Source organism: Burkholderia sp. AU16482, assembly GCF_002223285.1.
Classification (GTDB): Bacteria; Pseudomonadota; Gammaproteobacteria; order Burkholderiales; family Burkholderiaceae; genus Burkholderia; species Burkholderia semiarida.
In genome coordinates this window covers 642,300-664,111 of sequence record NZ_NKEY01000009.1, presented here as the reverse complement: position 1 = coordinate 664,111, position 21,812 = coordinate 642,300, and the positions used below count along the sequence as shown (strand labels likewise).

General features: G+C 65.3%; 22 protein-coding genes. 13 read left to right on the top strand and 9 right to left on the bottom strand.

What is annotated here, in order from left to right:
- Positions 1–8 precede the first annotated feature (8 nt).
- A complete protein-coding gene (locus tag CFB35_RS33415) occupies positions 9–212 on the top strand; it encodes a cold-shock protein (protein WP_006485974.1) in 204 nt (67 codons plus the stop codon).
- A gap of 278 nt (positions 213–490) precedes the next feature.
- Positions 491–715 carry a hypothetical protein gene (locus CFB35_RS33410; RefSeq protein WP_059577552.1) on the top strand — a complete coding sequence of 75 codons (225 nt, stop codon included), beginning with the start codon at positions 491–493 and terminating at the stop codon, positions 713–715.
- A 183-nt stretch (positions 716–898) separates the two neighbouring features.
- Here the strand turns inward: CFB35_RS33410 and CFB35_RS33405 are convergent, their stop codons facing one another.
- Positions 899–1,819, bottom strand: a complete 921-nt coding sequence (locus CFB35_RS33405; RefSeq protein WP_089466205.1) for a LysR family transcriptional regulator — start codon at positions 1,817–1,819, stop codon at positions 899–901.
- A 96-nt stretch (positions 1,820–1,915) separates the two neighbouring features.
- Between CFB35_RS33405 and CFB35_RS33400 the strand changes: the two genes are divergently transcribed.
- The 3 genes from CFB35_RS33400 to CFB35_RS33395 are packed head-to-tail and all read left to right on the top strand — an operon-like array spanning position 1,916 to position 4,212.
- Positions 1,916–2,530 carry an NIPSNAP family protein gene (locus CFB35_RS33400; RefSeq protein WP_059577558.1) on the top strand — a complete coding sequence of 205 codons (615 nt, stop codon included), beginning with the start codon at positions 1,916–1,918 and terminating at the stop codon, positions 2,528–2,530.
- A gap of 30 nt (positions 2,531–2,560) precedes the next feature.
- The gene (locus tag CFB35_RS34845; protein ID WP_143328784.1) at positions 2,561–3,010 is read left to right on the top strand and encodes a hypothetical protein; all 450 of its coding nucleotides are present in this window, start codon (positions 2,561–2,563) and stop codon (positions 3,008–3,010) included.
- Positions 3,007–4,212: an MFS transporter gene (locus CFB35_RS33395; protein ID WP_089466204.1), complete on the top strand. Its 1,206-nt coding sequence runs from the start codon at positions 3,007–3,009 to the stop codon at positions 4,210–4,212. Before CFB35_RS34845 ends, CFB35_RS33395 begins: the two co-directional genes overlap by 4 nt.
- An 8-nt stretch (positions 4,213–4,220) precedes the next feature.
- Here the strand turns inward: CFB35_RS33395 and CFB35_RS33390 are convergent, their stop codons facing one another.
- On the bottom strand, positions 4,221–5,114 hold the full coding sequence (locus CFB35_RS33390) for a LysR substrate-binding domain-containing protein (protein ID WP_059577565.1): 894 nt from the start codon (positions 5,112–5,114) through the stop codon (positions 4,221–4,223).
- Between the two features lie 95 nt (positions 5,115–5,209).
- On the opposite strand from CFB35_RS33390, the gene CFB35_RS33385 reads away from it, so the two are divergent.
- The 5 genes from CFB35_RS33385 (at position 5,210) to fumC (ending at position 11,117) form a co-directional block, all read left to right on the top strand.
- Positions 5,210–6,406: an MFS transporter gene (locus tag CFB35_RS33385; protein ID WP_089466203.1), complete on the top strand. Its 1,197-nt coding sequence runs from the start codon at positions 5,210–5,212 to the stop codon at positions 6,404–6,406.
- Between the two features lie 37 nt (positions 6,407–6,443).
- Complete coding sequence (locus CFB35_RS33380; RefSeq protein ID WP_059577571.1) at positions 6,444–7,265, top strand: hypothetical protein; 822 nt, start codon at positions 6,444–6,446, stop codon at positions 7,263–7,265.
- A 21-nt stretch (positions 7,266–7,286) separates the two neighbouring features.
- Positions 7,287–8,621, top strand: a complete 1,335-nt coding sequence (locus CFB35_RS33375; RefSeq protein ID WP_226094175.1) for a pyridoxal phosphate-dependent aminotransferase — start codon at positions 7,287–7,289, stop codon at positions 8,619–8,621.
- A 118-nt stretch (positions 8,622–8,739) separates the two neighbouring features.
- Positions 8,740–9,570, top strand: coding sequence for a hypothetical protein (locus CFB35_RS33370; RefSeq protein WP_059577576.1), 831 nt, complete (start codon positions 8,740–8,742; stop codon positions 9,568–9,570).
- 161 nt (positions 9,571–9,731) lie between these two features.
- Positions 9,732–11,117 carry a class II fumarate hydratase gene (fumC, locus tag CFB35_RS33365; protein WP_059577580.1) on the top strand — a complete coding sequence of 462 codons (1,386 nt, stop codon included), beginning with the start codon at positions 9,732–9,734 and terminating at the stop codon, positions 11,115–11,117.
- 175 nt (positions 11,118–11,292) lie between these two features.
- Here the strand turns inward: fumC and CFB35_RS33360 are convergent, their stop codons facing one another.
- Both CFB35_RS33360 and CFB35_RS33355 read right to left on the bottom strand, forming a co-directional pair.
- Positions 11,293–12,543 (bottom strand): acetyl-CoA carboxylase biotin carboxylase subunit family protein, encoded by a 1,251-nt coding sequence (locus CFB35_RS33360; RefSeq protein WP_059577583.1) that lies wholly within the window; start codon positions 12,541–12,543, stop codon positions 11,293–11,295.
- A 28-nt stretch (positions 12,544–12,571) separates the two neighbouring features.
- Positions 12,572–13,516 (bottom strand): hypothetical protein, encoded by a 945-nt coding sequence (locus CFB35_RS33355; RefSeq protein WP_059577586.1) that lies wholly within the window; start codon positions 13,514–13,516, stop codon positions 12,572–12,574.
- 162 nt (positions 13,517–13,678) lie between these two features.
- Here CFB35_RS33355 and CFB35_RS33350 point away from each other — a divergent pair, with 162 nt between their 5' ends.
- The gene (locus tag CFB35_RS33350; protein WP_059577589.1) at positions 13,679–14,554 is read left to right on the top strand and encodes a LysR family transcriptional regulator; all 876 of its coding nucleotides are present in this window, start codon (positions 13,679–13,681) and stop codon (positions 14,552–14,554) included.
- An 18-nt stretch (positions 14,555–14,572) separates the two neighbouring features.
- On the opposite strand, the gene CFB35_RS33345 is transcribed toward CFB35_RS33350, so the two are convergent.
- On the bottom strand, positions 14,573–15,841 hold the full coding sequence (locus tag CFB35_RS33345; RefSeq protein ID WP_059577592.1) for an ATP-grasp domain-containing protein: 1,269 nt from the start codon (positions 15,839–15,841) through the stop codon (positions 14,573–14,575).
- Positions 15,842–15,896: 55 nt separating this feature from the next.
- Complete coding sequence (locus CFB35_RS33340; protein ID WP_059577595.1) at positions 15,897–17,345, bottom strand: MFS transporter; 1,449 nt, start codon at positions 17,343–17,345, stop codon at positions 15,897–15,899.
- Between the two features lie 406 nt (positions 17,346–17,751).
- On the opposite strand from CFB35_RS33340, the gene CFB35_RS33330 reads away from it, so the two are divergent.
- Complete coding sequence (locus tag CFB35_RS33330) at positions 17,752–18,873, top strand: TauD/TfdA family dioxygenase (RefSeq protein ID WP_059577598.1); 1,122 nt, start codon at positions 17,752–17,754, stop codon at positions 18,871–18,873.
- 96 nt (positions 18,874–18,969) lie between these two features.
- Positions 18,970–19,920 (top strand): ABC transporter substrate-binding protein, encoded by a 951-nt coding sequence (locus CFB35_RS33325; protein ID WP_059577601.1) that lies wholly within the window; start codon positions 18,970–18,972, stop codon positions 19,918–19,920.
- Positions 19,921–20,027: 107 nt separating this feature from the next.
- On the opposite strand, the gene CFB35_RS33320 is transcribed toward CFB35_RS33325, so the two are convergent.
- The 3 genes from CFB35_RS33320 to CFB35_RS33310 form a co-directional block, all read right to left on the bottom strand.
- Positions 20,028–20,567 carry an AidA/PixA family protein gene (locus tag CFB35_RS33320; RefSeq protein WP_059577604.1) on the bottom strand — a complete coding sequence of 180 codons (540 nt, stop codon included), beginning with the start codon at positions 20,565–20,567 and terminating at the stop codon, positions 20,028–20,030.
- A gap of 65 nt (positions 20,568–20,632) precedes the next feature.
- Positions 20,633–21,136: an inclusion body family protein gene (locus CFB35_RS33315; RefSeq protein ID WP_059577607.1), complete on the bottom strand. Its 504-nt coding sequence runs from the start codon at positions 21,134–21,136 to the stop codon at positions 20,633–20,635.
- A 292-nt stretch (positions 21,137–21,428) separates the two neighbouring features.
- A complete protein-coding gene (locus tag CFB35_RS33310) occupies positions 21,429–21,812 on the bottom strand; it encodes a GtrA family protein (protein ID WP_089466248.1) in 384 nt (127 codons plus the stop codon).

Sequence of the window (21,812 nt, the reverse complement as noted above, 5' to 3'; positions counted from 1 at the left end):
GAATCTTCATGGATACCGGTATCGTCAAGTGGTTCAACGACAGCAAAGGCTTTGGCTTCATTACTCCGGACAACGGCGGTGACGACCTGTTCGCGCACTTCTCCGAAATCCGCGCCGACGGCTTCAAGACGCTGGCTGAAAACCAAAAAGTGAGCTTCGAAACGAAGCAAGGCCCGAAGGGTCTGCAAGCGGCCAACATCAAGCCGCTGTAAAGTTTGAAGGGCCCGGCCTTCCGCGACGGACGCCGGGTCGCAGCGACATCCCCACGGAGCTTCGTCTCCTCAAGTTGGCGCGATTGCCTGCAACTGCATCGATTGGGTTAGCAGCTTGCCAAGCGCCACACGTCTCGTTGCACTTCATTCCCCTCCGGCCGCAACGCCTTATTTCCGCTTTCCGACTGCGTCAGATTCGGTCCGCAATGGCTTTGGAATCGGCGTACCCGTGTGCCGGTCGCACGGCCCGCACGCACTCGAACATCATTAAAATTAAAATGCACGACAAACGAATTCAACAATACAACGGCTATGCCGTCCAACCCTCGACGCATCGCTTGCCCGACGGGAGCTTTTCATCCAACCTGCTGCTCGAACGCGTCGACAGCATGCACGACGAAGGCCGCTACCAGTTCTATTCGCTCGATTACTTCGCGAGCGAGGCACAGGCGCTCGCGCATTCGGCACGCTGGGCACGCCACTGGGTCGATACGCGCGGCTAAGGGCAACGCCCGGCAGACGCGAGCGGCGGCGCGATCCGATTCGAGCAGCATCGCCTCGGCGCTATTGCCTCGCGGGCCGGTGTGGATGAACGCTCGCGGTGGGCGAGAACGGAAACGCACATCGGATCGAAATCGCGAGGTGCCGATGCAATACGGCGCCTTTCGCGATCGGCCGCAGCCGGATCAGATCCCGTGGACCGTTTCGGCGCCGAACCGGTCCACCACGAATTCAGTAAAGCTACGAAGCTTCGGTGATTGCTGCCTCTCTTGCAGATACAGCAGATTCATCGACCTTTCGGGGGCGGCGAAGTCCGGCATGATCTCGATGAGGCGCTTGTCGCGAATGTCCTCGCGTATCAACATGGAAGGAAGCATCGCGATACCCAGCCCTCTCAATGCCGCCCGGCGCAACGCTTCCGCATTGTCGATTTTCAGTCTGCTGTCCACGGCGACGCTCATCGGTCCATCCGGACCTTCCAGCATCCATTGAGTTTGTGCCGCGTGCCACGCCGATCGAGGCGGATACGCGTACGTCAGGCAGTGATGTTCGCCAAGCGCGTTCGGCGTGGTGGGCGCGCCATGTGCGTGAACGTAAGCGGGCGACGCGCACAGCACCAGCCGATAGGACGCCAACGGACGCGCCACGACATCGGGGTTGGCGATCGCGCCGATGCGAATGGCTGCCTCGAAACCTTCGTCGAACAGATCGGCGAGCGAGTCGGTGGCGACGATATCGAGCTTGATCTCCGGGTAGCGCTGGTAATAGTCCGCGAGCGCGGGAATCAGGCACTCGTTCGTAAACACGACGGGCGCGGTCACGCGCAAACGCCCGCGTGGCTGCTGGAGATGATCGAGCGCGAGCCGTTCCGTGTCGTCGACCAGACCGAGGATTTCGACGCATCGCTCGTAGTAAGCGTGGCCGAACGCGCTGACTTTCTGCTTGCGGGTCGTGCGGTGAACGAGGACCGCGCCGAGCCGGGTTTCCAAGGCCTGTAGGTAATTGCCGACCATGGTCGGCGACAGACCGGACGCTTGCGCGGCCGCTGTCAGGCTACCCGTTTCCACGATGCGGACGAATACGGTCATCGCCTTGAGGAGATCCATTGCGCAATGGTACTGGATTCTGTTTCAAGGTGATGCGCGTTTATCGGCCATCGCTTTGGAAATACATTGCGACATGCAAGCGAAAGGAGGGCAGAAATGCTGTACGAACTCACGACGTTGTCGTGTCCGCTGCTGGACCAGGATACGGTGTCCCACCGTGCGCATCGGTGGGTATCGAATGCCGACGCGCAAGGAAGACTGCTTGGCGCGTGGCGCACGGAAATTGGCGAGCTATCGCGGATCGTCGTGCTGCGCGGCTTCGGGACGAGGGATGAATTGCAGCATGAACGCGATCGGGCATTGCATGCCGAGCGACCTTTCGGGATTGAAAGCGCATCCGTTCGATTGGACATGGAAAGCTATGCGCTGTTTCCTTTTCTGCCCGACATCGAACCGGGCGCATTGGGCGGCTTCTACGAGATTCGCCGCTACTGGCTGAAAGCCGGCGGAATTGCGCCGACCCTTTCCGCGTGGGAACGTGCGGTGGGCCCGGCCAAAGCCTATACGTCGCATCTCGTTTGCAACATGTATGCGCTCGATGGGCCGCCGCGCATCACGCACATCTGGGGATTCCCGAGTCTGGAAGCACGCATGGCGTTGCGAAAGCAACACTATGCAGCGGGCCTGTGGCCGCCGGCAGGGGGGCCGGAGCAGATCGAAAGGGCGACGTCGACGATCGGCCTGCCGGAGGCGTGGTCGCCGTTGCGTTGAAGGCGCCGTGGGTGCCAGATGCGGTAAGCAATGCAAAGCGATATCCACGGAGACGGCATCGAGAAGCCATGTTGCGACGCGCCGGACGAAACGCCGCAACGGAAACCGCTTCAACTCGTCCTTTCACATCTCTTCCTTGATCACGCCCGTCATCGCGATGACGTTCATGCGTTGCGCTCGCAAACATGCGTTGCACCGCCCGCGCTGGATGTCGCGTGTTTTCAGTGCGCCAAATCGGTCATCGGCCCGTTCAACATTTACGCATCGAGAAATCGCTCGACCATGACCACGACCATGCGTCCGGCGAAATTTTCGGCGGGATGCCAGAATGTCGTCCTGGTCTATCATTCACGATTTGCCACGCGCGGTCGGTCACAGTGCGCGATCAGCGAGTACCTCGATATCAGGTCGCTGTTCAAGCCGTTGACCAAGAGTGGCGGCGAACCGCAACCGACAGTCGGCACACCATCACCGAAATGAGCGATTTGAAACACGCAGTCTCTCTCGAGACCCCGAATGGCCCCGATTCCTCCCGTCGCCGCTCGCTGATCGCCGCTTGCGGCGCACACGCCGTGCACGACGGGTTGACCGACGTCATTTACGTGCTGCTGCCGATCTGGCAGGCGCAGTTCGCGATCAATTACGCGCAGATCGGCTTGTTGCGCGGGCTCTATTCCGGCGTGATGGCGGGTTTTCAGTTGCTCGCCAGCCGGGCAGCGCGGCGCTGGGGCCGGGAGCGCTTGCTGGTGGCCGGGACGGCCCTCGCGGGCATGGCCTACCTGATCGCGGGGCAGGCCGGCGGGCTGACGGTACTATTGATCGCGCTGGTACTGGGCGGACTGGGCGCCAGCACGCAGCATCCGCTCGCATCGTCGATGGTCACCGATTCCTACGAGGCGGGCGGAGGCGTGAAGGAGGCGCTGGCTCAATACAACTTCTCCGGCGACATCGGCAAGACGCTGATACCCGGCCTGATCGGCCTGCTGTTGACGGTCGTGACGTGGCGAACCGGCGCCACGCTGATCGGCGTGCTGGGCGTGGTTTCAGCGGGCCTGCTGTGGTGGCTGATTCCGTCGAGCGACTCGTCGCGGGCGGCGCGCGACAAGACGCCGAAAACGCCCGCGGGCAGCGGTTCGGCCGGCGGCTTGCACGCGCTGCTCGCGACCGGCACCCTCGACAGCGCCGTGCGGATGGGCTTTCTGACGTTCCTGCCGTTCCTCCTCAAAAGCAAAGGGGCCGGCACTGCCGGTATCGGTCTCGCGCTGACGTTGCTGTTCGTGGGCGGCGCGTTCGGCAAGCTGTTCTGCGGCTATCTGGGCGCGCGCATCGGGATGATGAAGACGGTGTGGCTCACGGAGTCCGCCACGTCGCTGTTGATCGTGCTCGCCGTGTTCTCGCCGCTCTTCGCGATGATGGCGATGCTCCCGCTGCTTGGATTGGCGCTGAACGGAACATCGTCCGTGCTCTACGGTGTCGTGCCGGAGCTGGCCGGCGTCGGCAAGCGCGAGCAGGCGTTCGCGTTGTTCTATACGGGCACGATCGGCGGCGGCGCGCTGTCGCCGGTTCTGTTCGGCCGTCTGGGCGACGTCGCGGGCGTCCCGACCGCGCTGCTGGCGCTGGCCTCGGTCCTGCTGCTGACACTGCCGTTATCGTGGTACGTGCAGAAGGGCCTGGAAGCATAGCGCCTGTCCTAGCCGGCTGCGACCGACCTCGCGAACTCGATGAACTGCTCGACGCAGGTTGACGAAAACGGTTCGGACCACGTGACGACCAATTCGAGAACATGCGGCGTCGCCAGCGGCACGTAAGCGACACCCGAGCGTTGCAACGTCGACGTGAAGCTGGGCACGATGGCGACGCCGCGTTCCGCTGCCACCAGCGACACCAGCGTCGTGATCTGCGACGCGGTAGGCCCGATCCGCGGCGCAACGCCCTCGCGGGCGCACAGATCGTCGAGCGCCGCGTTCAGCGCGGAACCGTAGCCCGCGGGGAACGTGACGAAGTTCTCGTTGACGAGTTCACGGAACTCGATCGTCGCCTTGCCCGCGTATCGACTCTGGGCCGGAACCGCGGCGACGAGCGGCTCGATCGACACGACGAGGGACCCGATGCGCGCTTCCGACGTCTTTGCCGCGGCCCAACCGAATCCGACGTCCAGCGTGCCGGCGGCGATCTGCTGGCGTTGACTCGCGGTCGATACTTCCCGAAACGCCAACTCGACTTCCGGCATGCTGCGGCTCGCATGGCGGATGATGTCCGAAAACGCGTCGGACATCGGAATGGAGCTCGCATAGCCGATCACGACACGGCCGACCATGCCTTGCGCCATCTTGCGCGCCGTTGCCTCCGCCTCGTCGACGGCATGAATGACGCTCCTCGCGTGTTCGAGAAACAGCGCGCCTGCCGGCGTGAGCTGGACCGCGCGCGTCGATCGTTCGAACAGCCGGATACCGAGGTCGGTTTCCAGCGCGGCGATATGGCGCGTCAAAGGCGGCTGGGCAATACGCAAACGCAACGCCGCGCGTCCGAAGTGCAATTCGTCGGCGACGGTCACGAAATAGCGGAGGCGGCGTAGGTCGAGCATTTTTGTCGTTTCGGTATCAATGGCCACGAAAACAGTATTGGCGCGCGTGTCGCCCACTCGTCAGACTGTCACACAAACCAGACAGGGCGTCACCAGTGGGCAACAGAACCATTCGATCCGCATTTTTCCTGTGCGGGTTTGCGGCTTTTCTCAATCTTTATTCGACTCAGGGCATTCTGCACGAACTTGCCGCGGCATTTGACGTGAGCCCGGAACAAGCCGGCCAGGGCGTCAGCGCCACCACCTTGGCGGTCGCCATTATCGCTCCGTTCGTCGGCGCGCTGGCCGCCCGCTTCGATCGCCGAACGGTCATTTCGTGCGCCGCCGTCGCGTGTGCGCTTCCCGTTCTCTGGTCTGCGCACGCGGCGAGCTTTTCATCGTTCCTCGCCGCCCGCTTTGCCGCGGGCGTGCTGATGCCGTTCATCTTCGCGATCTCGATCGCGTGCATCGGCGAGGTCTTCAGCCACGACGCGGCGACGGAGGTCAGTGCGCTCTTCGTCGCCGGCACGACACTCGGCGGATTCGCCGGGCGTTTCGTGACGAATAGCCTGACGTCCGCGTTCGGCTGGCGCCACGCGCTCGACGTCATCGCGTTCCTGTGTCTGGCAACGGGCCTCGCGATCCATGCCTGCCTGCCGGCGGCCGGCGCCGCGCGTCCGGACGACGAAGGTGCGTCGGCATCTCGCTGGACGCTCTTGACGCGCGGCCCGCTGCTCGCGTCGTTCCTGGTCGGCGCATGCGTGCTTGCATCGCAGGTCGCGACGTTCACCTTCGTCGGACTGCGGCTGGCCCGTGCGCCATTTGGCTTCGATACGGTCGAGATCGGCGCGATCTATGCGGTATTTCTCGTCGCGGTCGTCGTCACGCCGCTCGCGGGCCGCGTCGCGGCGCAACGCGGCCCGCGCGATCTCGCCCTTGCGGCGACCGGGCTCGCGATCGTCGGTGCATTGCTGACGGTGTCGAGCAGCGTCATCGCGATCCTGATCGGGCTCGCGCTCAGTTCCACCGCGGTGTTCGTCGAGCAGGCGTCGGCCAACGCGTTCATCTCGCGGGTGGCGCGGGGTGCAAGATCGACGGCGATCGGCATTTACCTTTCCTTCTATTACTTCGGCGGGAGTCTCGGCTCGGTCCTGCCCGTTCCCGCGTGGAATCGCTGGGGCTGGGTGGGCTGCGTCGCATTCGTCGTCGGTGCACAGGCGCTCGCAGGCGCGCTCGTGTTTTTCTTCTGGCGCGGGATGCCTCCCGCCAGCGCAGGCAGACCGCGCTCACCCGAAGTGCGGCTGACCCGGTAGTTCGCTTCAAATCACATCTAGAACCGGAGAGAAAAGGATGGAAACGTTTCAATCGCAAGCGGGGTTGCTCGATATCGTCACGCCTGTGCTTAACGGGATGAAAGGCGGCGTCCTGAAGGAGGCGCTCGTTGCGGCCTTCTCGGCCGAGGAGGAGGCGCTTCGGGACATCGAAGGTGCATTCCGCCGGTTGACGGAGCGCGGCTATTCGGCGCCGGCTCTTCGCACCTTTTTCGCCAGCTGGTCGAAGACCAACAATTCCGCGGCGAGCGTCTCCGGCCTTGCAAACCGGATCACGCTGCTGGCGCGCTCCGACGCCGGTTCGGCGGCGTCGAACCAGCTTCATGACGTATGCGCGAGCCTGCAGCGCATCACCGACGAGGATCTCGGCGCGCTGGGCGGCGTGCTCCATGCCGATCTCTTCTATACGATGGCGACGGCTGCGTGCGGTGACGACACGTGGCTGCTGAAGTCCGCTTGCCTTCCGTCCGCGCAGGCATTCAAGGACTGGACGGATCGTCAGCGGCTGAAGGAACGGGATATCCTCCTCGGCCTGCTTACCACGCTGGTTCACGAGGTTTACACGCACGGTGAAGTCGAGTTCATCCACGATCTCTACAAATCCTGGTTCCACACGCACGTCGGCATTCCGGCCGATCGCGTGCGCCACATCGTCGCGTGGGTCACCGTGCATACCGGCGGGACCGAGAGCAATCACTTCGGGCACGCCGTACAGGCGGTCAACGCGTTCGCCGACGCAATGCAGGTAACGATCGACGCATCGGCCGCGACGACGCTGTTCCAGGACTACCTGCGTCGCAAGGCGACCGTCATGCGCGAGTGCGCGCAAGCGCTCGTCTGACGCAGTGCGGGGTCGGCCCAGGTGCCGACCTGCCGGATTCAGTTCGCACAACTGATTACCGAGGCGAAGCCCACGACCGGCTCGCCTTGCCGTGGCTCCATTTCATTGGTTTTCGCCTACGACGACATGAATACACGCGACATCCCGCAAATCGAGTTGCCGTTGTCGGACCGTGCGCGCAGCGTTACCGCACCGGGCACGTCGAGCATGCGCAGCAAAGCAAACGCATTGAAGGACCGTGGCGTCAAGGTCATCAATTTCGCTGCCGGAGAACTTTCTTTCGATGCATGCCCGCCCATGAAGGCGGGCGCGATCGATGCGGTGGAAAGCAGGCGCAATCGTTATACGCCGCCGATCGGATTGCCACAACTCCGAGAAAAGCTCGCGGAAAGCGTGAGCCGGCGATGCGGGGCGATGTTCACGGCAGACGAGATCGCCGTCACGGCGGGCGCGAAGCAGGCGCTCTTCAATGCGTCGATGGTCCTGCTGAACCCCGGTGACGAAGTGATCGTTCCGACTCCCTATTGGGAGACCTTTCCGACCCAGATCCGGCTCGCCGGTGCGACGGCCGTCTGCGTCGACACGCAGGCCGATCAGTACCGACTGACCTGGCGTTCGGTCGAGGGCGCGCTGACGGACAGAACCCGAATGATCGTGATCAACACGCCCAACAACCCGACGGGAACGGTCTATCAGCGCGAGCAGTTGCTTGGAATCGCAAAGCTCGCGTTCGACCGCCAAATCTGGGTGGTGTTCGACGAGTGCTATCGGCATCTCGTCAGGCATCCGCACGAGCATCACAACATCCTGTCGCTTTTCGAGCCGCTCAGGCGACAGACGGTCCTCGTCGACTCGTTTTCGAAAAGCCAGGCCGTGACTGGCTGGCGCGTCGGCTACGCGTGTGCGCCGGCGCACGTGATAGCCGCGATGCACAATCTGCAGGGGCATACGACGTCGAATCCCAGTAGCCTGTCGCAGTACGCGGCGCTGAGCACGATCACGTCCGGTTCCGACGCATTCATCGCGGAGATCAACCGGTTCCTCGAGCAGCAACTGACCACGGCACGCACGTTTCTGGACCGGATCGCGGGCGTCGCCTATGCCCCGCCGGAAGGCGCGTTCTACCTGTTCGTCGATGTCTCGGAAAAGTTGGGCCGCCATTACCGCGGGCAGCGGATCCGCGACGTCGACCATCTCGCCGAACTGCTATTGACGGAAGCGCACGTCGCTGTCGTTCCGGGCGCCGGCTGCGGCGATTCAAACTGCATCCGGATCTCCTATGCAATCGAACATGAAGAATTGATCGAGGGCCTGCTTCGCCTCGGCCGGTTCGTGGCGGAGATCGACGTCGATTGAACCCGACGGTTGGCGCCGCCACACGGCCCGATCGGCTTGTCGAGTAGCGCCGACATTGGGGGCGCCGATCGTGCAAGCCTCATCACGATCGACACATTCATCAATCGAGGAGGAAGACATGGAGCATTCGACGCACGCTTTCATCGATTACGTCAACGACGCACTGATCGACGTGGAGGACAGGCGGCTCGTCGACGCGCTGCTGACCGGCTTCGAAAATAATCGCGACAGGTTGCGCGAATACCGGAAGACCTATGAAGGCATCACGTCGGGAAAATGGACCACCGACTCGCTTTGTACCTTTTTTTGCGGATGGCGCAGCCCGGATGGCGCCGCCCATGCCGTATCGAGCATCATCGTGCGTCTCCTGCAGGAATCAGAGTCGCTCGATGGCGAACGGAACAAGGTGAAGATGCTGACAGCCGCGCGACACTGCGGCGAGATCATCGTCGAGGATATCGGCCTCGGCGAGCTGCACGGACATCCACACCATTCGAAGCTGTATCACCGGATGGCAACCGCCATCTGCGGTTCGGACAACTGGCGCCTGCAGGACCGGTTTCTCGATCCCGTCACGAAGGAATTCTCTGCATGGGTCGGACAGAAGCGCCCGCTCGCACCGGACCTGATCGAGGCCATCGAGATGATGGCGATGACCGAGCTGTTCAATACGGGCGAATACAACCTGATGACGCCGATGTGGAAGAAATGGATCCGCGAGTCCTTCTCGGTCACGGCGACCGAGGTCAACCGGATCGCATCGTTTCTGAGCGTGCATTGCGGAAGCGTCGAAGCGCGGCATTTCAGGCACGCGGCCGACGCGCTGACGCTTTATGCGGAAGCGTCGAACCAGGAGATCAACTATCGCCGTATCGGCATGCTGTCCGACGAGTACGTGATCCGGGCATGCGAGCACCTTGGAAAGATGGCATCGGTGCTCCGCGCGTAACGGGCCAGGGAAACGAGCCGGCGGGCCGCATCCCGGCGCGATAGGCGAGGCCGGAGCGGGAAGCCGCCAGTGCCTGCCGGCGAATGCATTCGCATCCTGCTTCGCCAGATGAATGAGTCCAACGCTCGCCGCGGCGAGCGACTGAATCGAGGTCAACAAACATGCGTATCGAATCGGATTCGATGGGTTCCATCCAGGTCCCGTCGGAAAAATACTGGGGTGCACAAACCGAGCGTTCCATCATGAATTTCCCGATCGGCCAATCCCGCTTCAAGTGGGGAAGATCGATCATCCATGCAATGGGCATCCTGAAGAAGGCCGCGGCGCTGGCGAATCTCAAGCTCGGCGAATTGCCGGAGGCGATCGCCATCCCGATCTCGGAGGCGGCGGACGAAGTGATCTCCGGGGCGCTCGACGATCATTTTCCGCTGGTGGTGTTTCAGACGGGCTCGGGCACGCAGTCGAACATGAATGTCAACGAGGTCATCTCCAATCGCGCAATCGAAATGAAGGGCGGGGTGCTCGGCAGCAAGACGCCGATTCATCCGAACGATCACGTCAATCGCGGCCAGTCGTCGAACGACACGTTTCCGACTGCGATGTATATCGCGGTCGTCACGGAACTGTTCGACACGTTGTTTCCGAGCGTGATGGCATTGCGCGATACGTTGCTGGAGAAATCCGAGCGGTATTTCGACGTCGTGAAGGTCGGGCGCACGCACTTGCAGGACGCGACGCCGATCACGTTCGGGCAGGAGATCGGCGGCTGGGTGAAGCAGATCGACTATTCGCTCGCGTCGATTCGGACCAACCTGACTGGGCTGTACGATCTCGCGATCGGCGGCACGGCCGTGGGCACGGGGCTGAACGCGCATCCGCTGTTTGGTGACACGTGCGCGGCCATCATCGGTGAACTCACGGGGCATCCGTTCCGGTCGTCGGCCAACAAGTTCTTTGCGTTGTCCGCGCACGACGCGCTCGTCAGCACGTCCGCGGCGATCCGAACGCTCGCGATGGCACTGCTGAAGATCGCCAACGATGTTCGCTGGCTGGCAAGCGGGCCGCGCTGCGGGATCGGCGAGATTCATATTCCCGAGAACGAGCCAGGCTCGTCGATCATGCCGGGGAAGGTCAATCCGACGCAATGCGAAGCGCTCACGATGGTTTGCACGCAGGTATTCGGCAACGATGCGACCGTCGCATTCGCCGGGAGCCAGGGAAATTTCCAGCTCAACGTGTACAAACCGGTGATGGTCCACAACGTGCTGGAGAGCATCACGCTGCTCGCCGACGCGTGTCGCGCGTTCAACGTGCATTGCGCGGTCGGCATCGAGCCCAATCTGCAGCAGATGGACGAGAACCTCGAAAAGAATCTGATGCTGGTCACCGCGCTCAATCGTCACATTGGCTACGACAACGCAGCGATCGTCGCGAAGACGGCTCACCGCGAAGGGAAATCGCTGAGGGAAGTCGCGAATGCGCTGGGATTCGTCGCACCGGAGGATTTCGACCGATACGTCGTGCCGCTCGACATGACGCGATCCTGAAAGGGTATCGACGAGGGGACCGATCGCTGTTTGCTCTATGTCGAGGCCGGTTCGGACGGGGGCATGATTCACGGCCGCACGAGCCGCGATGCCTCGGCATCGATGGAATCGTCGATCTGGTGCCGGGCACGCGATGAACGCCCACAATCGTTCTGGAGAGGGCCTGGCGCATGCGTCAGGCCATTTCTCCAGTTGAAGGCTTCAAATCAGGAGAGGGAGCTGTCGCCAGCGTCGGCTCCACGACGGCGCCGTGCTCAGCCGTCGAGCCAGCGTCGTCCTCAGCACCGCGTACCGCCGGCAACGCAACCCGCACATAAAGAAATGCGCGCCGTTCGCGATCGGGCAGCACTTGCGGCCCGTAGCTGATCCTTACCGCCCCGTCGTCGATCTCGCCGGCCTGCGCAAAGCGCCACGCACCGGGATCGCTGTCGAGCAGGAATTCGGCGCGCGCATACGCGTGCGGCTCGAACAACTCGGGAATCGTCACCGTTTTTCCGTCGAGCCTGTCGAGCAATGCTTCGACCACGTTGAAGCCGTAGCCGTCGCGCACGATGTCGCAGATGAAGCTGCCCGCGATGCGCGGATTCAGTTCGATCACGTGCGGCACGCCGTCGTGCACGATGCAGTCGAGATGCACGGGCCCCCACGTGAGCCCGGCGGCGGCGGTCGCGCGCGTGCCGACGTCGATCAGCGCGCGCAGCGTGTTGGCGTCGAGATCGAGTTCGGACGTATACCCGCGTTCGAGAAAACCCGCGCCATGCCGCTTGAGCTTGCGCAGTGCGCCGACGTAGCGGCCGTCGAAATACTCGACGCAGTATTCGCTGCCCTCCAGGAATTCCTCGATGACGATCCGCTCGGTCGCAAGCGATCGTGCATCGGCCTGCACGGCGGCGAGCGCATCGAGCTGCGCGCGCACGGCGGCGATGTCCTCGCAGCGGCGCACGCCGTCGCTCGCGGAGCCTTCCGACGGTTTGACGACGACCGGAAAGCGCAACGGGGCGGCGGCCGCCGCGAGCGCCGCCGGCGCGGCCAGCGTACCCGACACGAACTGCGCGGCCGGGATGCCGTGCGCGGCGAGCAACGCCTTCTGGTTCGACTTCGACACCGCGTGCGCGACGTGCCGCGCATCGGGGCCGGGCAGCCCGAGCGCATCGGCAACCCATGCGGCGGTGCGCGCATAGGTGTCGTGCGCGGTCGTCACGCGCAGCGTGTCGAGTTCGTCCGGAAAGCGTGCGCGCAGCCAACCGGCGAGCTGGTCGGCGTCGGGCGCGAGGTTGACCGTCTCGACGCCCGCGGGAAACACGCCGTCGAGACGATGGCCGGGCGCGGTGACGACGGTCACGGCCACCTGGCGCGCGAGGGCGGCGCGCACCAGCGCGACGCTGCTGCCGGTGGCGCGTGCGCCGATCACGATGAGTCGCTTCATGGTGAATCCTTGATCGAGGACGGGAGAGCTAGCGTGCGCGCCGGCGCAGGTGCTGCGCTTCGAGGCGGGGCAGCAGATGCTGAACGACGCGCGGCAACGTATAGATCGGCAACTGCGCGCACGCGAACACGAGCGCCATGGTCGGCGTGGCGGCCAGTCCGAGCGCGGCCCACATCAGCCCGACGTTGCGATTGGCGACGATCAATGCGACGTTCAGGCGCGTGCGGACATCGCCGGGCGTGAGCCCGTACGCGACGATCTGGAAACCGGCGTTGACGGCGAACGCGAGGGCGATCGCCGTCAATGCGCGGTGCGGCGCGTCGATGATCGACTGCTGCATGCCGGCCATCGTGCCGAGCGCGAAGATCAGCAGCGCGACGACGACGATCGCGTCGATCGGCGTCGCATGGCGCGCGAGTCGCGCGCCGGCAAAGCGCCGCACGAGCAGCGCGACGCCCTCGGCGCTGCCGATCAGTAGCGCGAGCCGCAGCGCGAGGCTCGACGGCGAGATCGACACCACGGCGTCGTGACTGAACCAGGCCGTCAGCAGCGGCGCGGTCAGCGGCACGAACACCATCGACGCGAGGGTCGCGACGAGCGCGACACTGGCGTCGAGCGACAGCATCCGCGCGATCGTCGACGTGCCGCTCGATGGCGGCGCGCAGTACGCGATCACCAGCGCGACGACCCAGTCGTACGGCAAACCCGCGAGCCGCGCGGCGACGCCGAGCGCGATCGGGCACGCGATCATCGTCAGCGCGGGCAGCAGTAGCGACACGGCGGGGCGCCGCGCGACCGCGCGCACGGCGCTCGGCTCGACGCGCAGCAGCGTGCCGAGCACGAACAGGAACACGGTAACGGGCATCAGCGGCCGCGCGAGCGCCGCGAGCGGCGGCACCAGCAGCCCGAGGCCGACGCCGCACGCGAGCACGGTCGGGCCGCGCCGCACCAGCGCGGCAATCAGTGCGCGCACGGACGAACCTCGGGCCGGCGGCGAACGGGAGTGAAGCCGAAGCGGGCAGCGAATGGCATGCGGATTCCTCGGAAGGGGCCAGCACGGAATACGCGCTAGGCTAATCCGGATGGTGGGCGAAGTAAAATGATATAAACTGAATCGGTAACAAGAGAAACTGATATGAACATCCCATTGCTCGAAACTTTCCGGGCCGTCGTGCAGGAAGGCAGCGCGTTGCGCGCGGCCGAACGGCTCGGCTGCACGCAGTCGAACGTCACGGCGCGGCTGCGTCAGCTCGAGGAATCGCTCGACGCACCGCTGTTCGACCGCCATGGCAAGCGGCTGGTGCTGAACGATGCCGGGCGCCGGCTGATGCCGTATTGCGACCGCATCCTGCGTCTCGTCGACGAAGCGACGCAGGTGGTGCGCGAAACGCCGGTTGCCCGTAGCTTCCGGCTCGGATCGATGGAAAGCACGGCCGCCACGCGGCTGCCTGCGCTGGCCGCCGCGCTGAAGGAGCGCGACCCGGCGCTCGGCCTCGCGGTGCAGATCGGCAGCGAGCCCGATCTGGCGGATGCGCTGCTGCGCGGCCGGATCGACGCGGCGCTCACCGCACGCGCGGTCGTGCGGCCCGGGCTGCGTTACGAGCCCGCGTTCGCGGAGGACATGGTGCTGGTGAGCGCCGCGACCGTCACGCGCCGGCAACTGCTGGCCGACAACGCGGTGCGCCTGCTCGCGTTTCACGACGGCTGCCCGTACCGCGCGGTCGCGGAGCACTGGCTGAAGGCGCGCGGCGTCGCGATCGAATCGGTGTCGTCGTTCGGCACGTTCGGCGCGATCCTCGGCTGCGTGGCGGCCGGGATGGGCGTCGCGATCCTGCCGAAGCGGATCACGACCGAGCACGTGGCGCGCAAGGAACTGCGCGCGCATGCATTCGACGATCTCGACAGCGTGACGACCTACCTCGTCACGCCCGACGAAACGCCCGCGCTGCCGGAACTCGACGCGTTGCGCGCGGTGCTCGGCCGGCAGGCCGGTGCGCTGCTCGCGCGCTGACACGGGCACGCCGCGACCCTAGACCGGCGCGACCGCGCCTTCGTCCGCGAAGAAATCGGCCTCGATTTCGCGAATCCGCCGGCAATCCTCGAGCAGCCGTTCGAAGGTCGGGCTATACAGGCCGACCGTGCCGAGCGCCGTTTGCAGGTCGGTGGTCACGCGCAGCGTGTCGCCGACCTTGATCCACTGCTTGAGCCCGACGAACGACGGCAGCGCCTGAATCGCCTGCCACGTGAAATCCTGCCGCAGCACGCCGTTGCGCGACGACAGCAGCAGCACGTGACCGCAGTACCCGCGAAAATCCGTCGGCGCGGCGACGTCGCCGAACAGCCGCTCCGGATGCAGCACTGCTTCGACGGTGGCCGATACGTGATTCTCGCCGCTGACCGCGCTCGTCAGCCGCGGATCGAGACTGCCGTGCAGCCGCGCGTTCAGCTCGACGATGGTCGGGCCGTCGGCCGTATCGAACAGCTCGAGGTGGGTCGGCCCGAAGCGCACGTCCAGCGCATCGAGCACGTCGGCCGCGTAGTCGAGCAGCGGTGCGTAGCGCGGGTCGGCATGGTTCAGCACCAGCATCTTGTCGAGCCGCGGCGCGTGCGTGCGGTCGCGATGCACTTCCCACAGGCTGACCACGCGATGGCGGCCTTCGAACGACACCGAATCGACGATGTATTCCTGCCCCTCGGAATAGCTTTGGATCACGATGTCGTCGTTCGGCTGGTTGTACAGCGAACGGGTGTTCAGCACGTCGCGCGCGGCGGCCTCGACCTGCTCGAGCGTTCGGCAGATCTTCACGCCGGCCACGCCCGCGCTGCGCGCCGGCTTCACGACGAGCGGCAGTGTGCGCTGCGCGCGCGCCCAATCGAGCGCTTCATCGACCGACGTGCTGTGGAAGTGCGCCGGCGCGCGCAGCCCGGCCTGGCGAATGCGTTCGTTCATCGCGAACTTGTCGCGTCGCGCGGCGGAGGTGGCGAGCGGGTTGCGATACGGCACGTCGAGCCGCTCGGCCAGCGTGTCGGCCAGCTCGAGCGCCGCGTCGAGGCCATGCAGCACCGCGCCGATCCGCAGGTCGCCCAGTTGCGCGAGCGTCGCGTCGATGTCGCCGCGATGCTGGACCTGCCGGATGTAGTCGGACGGCACGAACTGGTCGCGGTAGATGGCCGGCAGATCGGGGTCGCTGATCACGTGCGCGCAACGGATGCCGTATGCGCGAAACGCAGGGGCCAGGTAGGCGGCGGTCGACGCGCCGTCGACGATCAGGACGGTATCGATGAAGCGATGCTGCATGGATTCCTCTCGCTCGGATGGAAAATCGGTTGAAGGAGTGCGTGCGGCAAGGTGCTCAGGCCCGCGTGCCGGTATCGCGGGCGTCGCGAGGCCAGCGCACGGCCAGCACGACGCAGAGTGCGACGAGCACGGCCGCGACGGCGAACGCGCGCGCCGCGCCGGCCACGATCGCCGCGCCCTGGCCGGCGACCAGCGCGCCGAGCGCCGCGACGCCGATCGCGGCGCCGACCTGACGTGCGGTATTGAGGATCGCGGACGCGGTGGCCGAGCGGCCGGCCTCGACGCTGCCGAGCATCGTCGACGTCAGCGCGGGAATCGCGATGCCGCCGCCGATCGCCATCGCCGCGAGCCCCGGCGCCAGCAGCGCGTACGGCGTGTGCGCGGCGAGCGTCCGCCACAGCCACACGTAGCCGGCGAGCGACACGGCGAGGCCGACGATGACGGTCGCGCGGAATCCGTGGCGGACCGCGAGCCGCGCGCTCGCGATGTTGGCGAGCATGATGATCGTGAGCGGCGCGAGCGCGAGCCCCGATTCGGTTGCCGTGAAGCCGCGCGCGTTCTGGAAATAGAGGCTGAGCGAGAAGATCAGCCCGTAGAACGCCGCATTCGTGATCGCGCCGATCGCGAGCACGCCCGGCACGCGCGCGATCCGGAAGAACGCGAGTTGCAGCATCGGCGCGGCCACGCGCCGTTCGATCGCGATGAACGACGCGCCGAGCGCGACCGACGCGATCAGCGCGCCGGCCGCGTAAGGGTCGCCGATCCCGTGCGCCCCGGCCCGGATGATGCCGCCCGTCAGCAGCCCGAGCACGAGCACCGCGACGAGCTGGCCGACCGGATCGAACAGCCGCGTGCGCGCGGCGGCCGAATCCTGCACGTGGCGCAGCGTGAGCCACAGCCCGAACGCGCAGATCGGCAGGTTGATGAAGAAGATCGCGCGCCAGCCGAGCGAATCGATCAGCAGGCCGCCGAGCGTCGGCCCCGCCGCGCTGATCGCGCCGCCCGTCGCGCTCCACCACGCGACGGCCTTCACGCGTGCGGCGGCATCGTTGGCGCACGCATGCGTGATGAGCGCGAGCGACGTGGGCAGGATCATCGCGGCGCCGACGCCTTGCGCGACCCGCGCGACAACCAGTGCCGCCAGCGACGGCGCGAGCGCGCAGCCGAGCGATGCGAGCAGGAACAGCGCAAGGCCGTACGCGAACAGCCGGCGGCTGCCGAAGCGGTCGGCCAGCGTGCCCGACGTCAGCAGCAGCGCGGCGAACGACAGCGTGTAAGCATCGACGATCCACTGCAGCCCGTGGACGCTCGATCCGAACGCGTGGCCGAGGCTCGGAATCGCGACGTTGACGACGGTCACGTCGAGCTGGACGATCGCGAAGCCGAGGCTCGCGGCCGCGACGGTCGGGAAGATGGCGCGCAGCGACGTGCGCGGCGAACCGGTGGTGGCGGTGGCGGTCAGCGCGCGGTCGACGCGGTCGAGCGCCGGGGCACGGTCGCTCATCGCGGCTCCCGGTGCGTGCGGGACGTGTGGATGGTGCGGGACGGCAGGCGGTATCGATTCATCTGGCAGGTTTCCGTATGGCGCATCAAGGGAGCCGGCTGCCCGTCGGGCGCCAGCCGCGGCGTCGAATCCGACAGAAAACTAGCATCGACCCATTGGCGAATACAAATAATAAGCAACGATTTTTTAACAAGTATTCGTGTTAAGGGTCGGCACAAAACGCGGTGAACCGGTTCCGTCCGCATTGCTGAACTTATATCGATAATTTTTGTTTGCAATCGAATTAATATCATTTCGAAATGCAATGACGGTCTCCTAGTCTTGTCGAGCGCTTCGCCCCGAGGACGGCGGCGCGCGGCGGCGATGCCATGCCGCTCTTCGAACCAGATCTTTATACGAGAGACCTATGACCTATCTCGCAGATGCACGCATCGCCTTGACGGCAGCGGAATCCGCTCACATCCGCACGACGCTCGGCGCGCTGGATTACGACCCGGCCGGCGGCGCAGGCTATATCAGCGCAGTTCGCAAGCTGGCCTACAACGCGTTTCCCGACCGGATCGTCGACGCATTCGACCGGGCGAAGGCGCCGACGGCGGACGCGCACGGCTCGATCGAGATCGACAACCTGCCGATCGACGACGGCGTGACGGGCAGCCCGCGATTCGAGGAAACCGGCCGTTCGTTCAAGGCCGGCGTGCTCAGCGAGAACGTGCTGGTCGCGTTGAGCACGCTCGCCGGCGAGCCGTACTCGATCGCGCACGAAGGGCGCGAGCTGGTGAACAACCTGACGCCGCACAAGGCGACCGCGCGCGACTACACGGGCCTCGGCTCCGAGGTCGAGCTCGACTTCCATATCGAGAACGCCGCGCAGGCGCACATGCCGGAAGGCGACACGTCGCCGTTCGCGCTGCTGCTGCTGGGCGTGCGCAGCGAGGCCGGCGGCGGCCCGTACACGCGGCTCGCCGATGCGCGCCGCGCGCTGCAACTGCTGTCGCCGGACGATATCGCGCAACTCTACGACGAGCACTACATCATCCGCGTGCCGTACCGGTGGCGCGGCGCGACGCCCACGCCGCGCGACAACACCGACCTGAGCGCGGTGCTGTCGGGGCCGCTCGACGCGCCGCGCGTGACGGTCGCGTTCTATCCGGACATGGTGCTGGCCGTCAACCCGCGCGCGCAGGAAGCGCTGGCCAACCTGTATCGCGCGGTGCGCGAGGTGTCGTTCGGCGTGCAGGTGTCACCGGGCAAGCTGGTGCTGATCAACAACCATTTCACGCTGCATTCGCGCGACCGCTTCGATCCGCAGTACGACGAGAACGACCGCGCGTTCCGCTGGGTACAGCGCGTGTTCGTCGCGCGCAGCCTGTGGAATTTCCGTGCGTTCACGCCGCTGCAGGCACGCGTGTTCGACCCGAAGGCGGTGTATGCGGGCGAGTCGGCGCACGCGAGGCCTCCGTCGCCCGTCGTGCAACCGGTGCCGCGGCGTGCGGCCGCGGTCGAACTGGACGCAACGCCTGCGTGACCGAGCCGGCGGGGCAGCGACTGGCTTCGGACGTTGCCGGCCCGCTGCCCGCGCCTGCTTCGCGCATCCCCGAATAAAAACAGGATTCCACAAGACATGAGAAGAAACGCTTTTCCCGTCGCACGCATCGCACGCCTCGCCCGCGTGCTGGCCGCCGCGCTGATCGCCGCGAACGCCGTCGCGGTACACGCCGCGTCGTTCGACTTGAGTCCCGAGCAGCCGGCACGGCAGCGCGGCGCGGTGAATCCGGCGGTCGAGCAGGCGCTGCCGGCCGGCTTCCGGTTCGCCGAGGCGAACACGCTGACGATCGGCATCGCGCCGAACCTGCCGCCGCTCAGCACCTATGCGACCGACGCGCGCACGGTGGTCGGCTTCGATCCCGATCTCGCGCAACTGATCGCGGACAGCATCGGCCGCAAGCTGAAGATCGTGCCGCTCGCGTGGGCCGACTGGCCGCTCGCGCTGCAGTCCGGCAAGGTCGATGCGGTGATCTCGAACGTGACGGTGACCGAGCAGCGCAAGGAGAAGTTCGACTTCTCGACCTACCGGAAGGATCAGCTCGGCTTCTACGTGAAGACCGGCAGCAAGCTTGCCGCGATCCGCGAACCGAAGGATGTCGCGGGGCTGCGCGTCGTGACCGATTCGGGCACGAACCAGGAAAAGATCCTGCTCGAATGGAATCGGCAGAACGTCGCGCGCGGCCTCGCGCCGGTCGAGATCCAGTATTACGCGGATGCGGCCGAGCGCTGGGTCGCGCTGCAGTCGGGCCGGGTCGACACGATCTTCAGCGTGAACTCGATGCTCGCGTACCAGGCGTCGCTGCGCGGCGATGCAAAGCTGATCGGCACCGTGAGCGGCGGCTGGCCGCGCACCGCGGATATCGCGATCACGACCCGCAAGGGCAGCGGCCTCGCCGAGCCGCTGACGCTCGCGATCAATGCGCTGATCGCGAACGGCAGCTACCGGAAGGCGCTCGACCACTGGCGGCTGGATGCCGAGGCGATCGACCGGTCGCAGACCAATCCGCCGGGGCTGCCGCGCACCTGAGTACGGCACGCGGCGGGGCGCACGTGAGCGTCGTCGTAGCCGTCCTCCGCCCCGATTGCGTTGAAGTCGGTATTCACCGGCAACGTGAAACGGCCGTCGCGATCCGGCTACGGTGTGGCGCCGGGCTGTTTCGTGTCCGGCCCGCTGCCGGCGATCTCGATCGTCGTTTCCCAGCGGAAATAGCCCGATACGGCGCCGTCGCGATCGAGCACCGCGAAATCGGCCGTGCACGTGGTGGCGCCCGGGGCCAGCACCTCGCCGCGCCAGAAATGGTCCTTCATCGGCTGGCACGACGGATGCAGCAGGTCGTCGCCGTTCGGCACCGCCGTGGCGGCGTCGCGGATCTCCGCTTCGATCGGCGTGACGATGCCGGCGTCCTTCAGCGCGAACCGGACGAACAGCACGGTCACCTCCGCGCGCAGCGCCAGCGCGGTTTCGCGCAGATGAAGCCGGTCGCCCGGCGACAGGCCGGCAAAGAGCCGGTTGTCGTGGTGGCTGACCTGCCCGGCGTCGCCGGGGCTCAACACGTAGATGTGCCGGTCGTCGATCACGGTGGGCGCGTCGGCGTCCCGGCTCGCATCGGGATAGGCCGCCAGCAGCGTGACGGCGTCGACGATCGCGAGCGCATCGCAACGTACACCAGACATGAGCACGTCCTCCGCAACAAGGGGGCGGGACGGGCGGCCGTCGTGCGGTCGCCCGCGTGCCGCGATCAGTTATGGATCGAGATGAACGGATCCCACGAGAAGCAGCCCTGGCTCTGGCAATTGCGATCGATGATCTGGAACAGGAAATGGTAGGTCACGCGGCCGACCTTCAGGCATTCGGACGACCAGTAGTAGTTCGCGACCTTCTGGCACGTCGGCACTTCGGGCTTGCTGGTGTTCGGCACCGGAATCGACGCCTCCGCGACGCGCGGCGTCGGCGTCGAGATCAGGTCGTTGCCGACGTTGCCGATGAACTTGTAGAACACCACCTGGTTCTCGAAGCCCAGCGACAGGCTCGTTTCGCGCCAGCGGATCAGGTCGCCGACCTGCGCCTTCAGGTCGAGCTCGCCGCCCGCCTGGCCGGAGATGACGTTGTCCTGGTTGGTCACCATATAGACATAGTGCCAGTCGATCAGCGTTGGCGCCGCCGGATTCTTGCTGGGATTCGGATATTTTTTGAGAATGGTTTCGGTATCGAACGAAACGAGCACATCGGTAACGCGTGACATAGAAGCTCCCGTTTGAAGTAATGGGACTTATCGTTGCGCGAATTGCTTCGTGCGGCCACCATCGCCTTGTGCAGCAAGGCTTTTCACCGATATCGACACGTGCGGAAGCGACGGCGAATGCAGATTATCCCGTTTGATTGCTTGTGGAAGCTGTAAAAGTAAACAGGTCGATAAAATGATTTATCGGGTTAATTTTAAAATCGGAATCAATCGATTCGATGCGTGACACAAATATCGCGACATTGAATCTGTTAATTGATTGGCCGATGGTTGGCGGGGCCGGGAAGGGGGCTTACCGATACGTCCAGAGCCGGTGCAGCACGAACGTCGTCGGCGGGATCAGCAGCGCGATCGCGACGACGCTCGTCGCGCGCGACGCATCCAGCGCCTCGGCGGCGCGCGCGAGCAGCAGTGTTTCGACGAACCCGGCGAGCGTGACCGCGAGAAAGCGCGCGGCGTTGCGGGTGCGTACCGTCGACGAGAAGCTCCACAGCGTATTCGCCAGATACGAGAACACGGTGGCGCAGAGGAACGCGACCGCATTCGCGGTCACCGGCGTCGCATCGCGCAGCGCGAACAGCGCTGTCGCGACCAGCGTGTGAATCGCGGTCGAGCAGAGCCCGGACACGCCAAAGCGCACGAGCCGCGTGCGCTCGGCCTGGAGCAGGCCGATCAT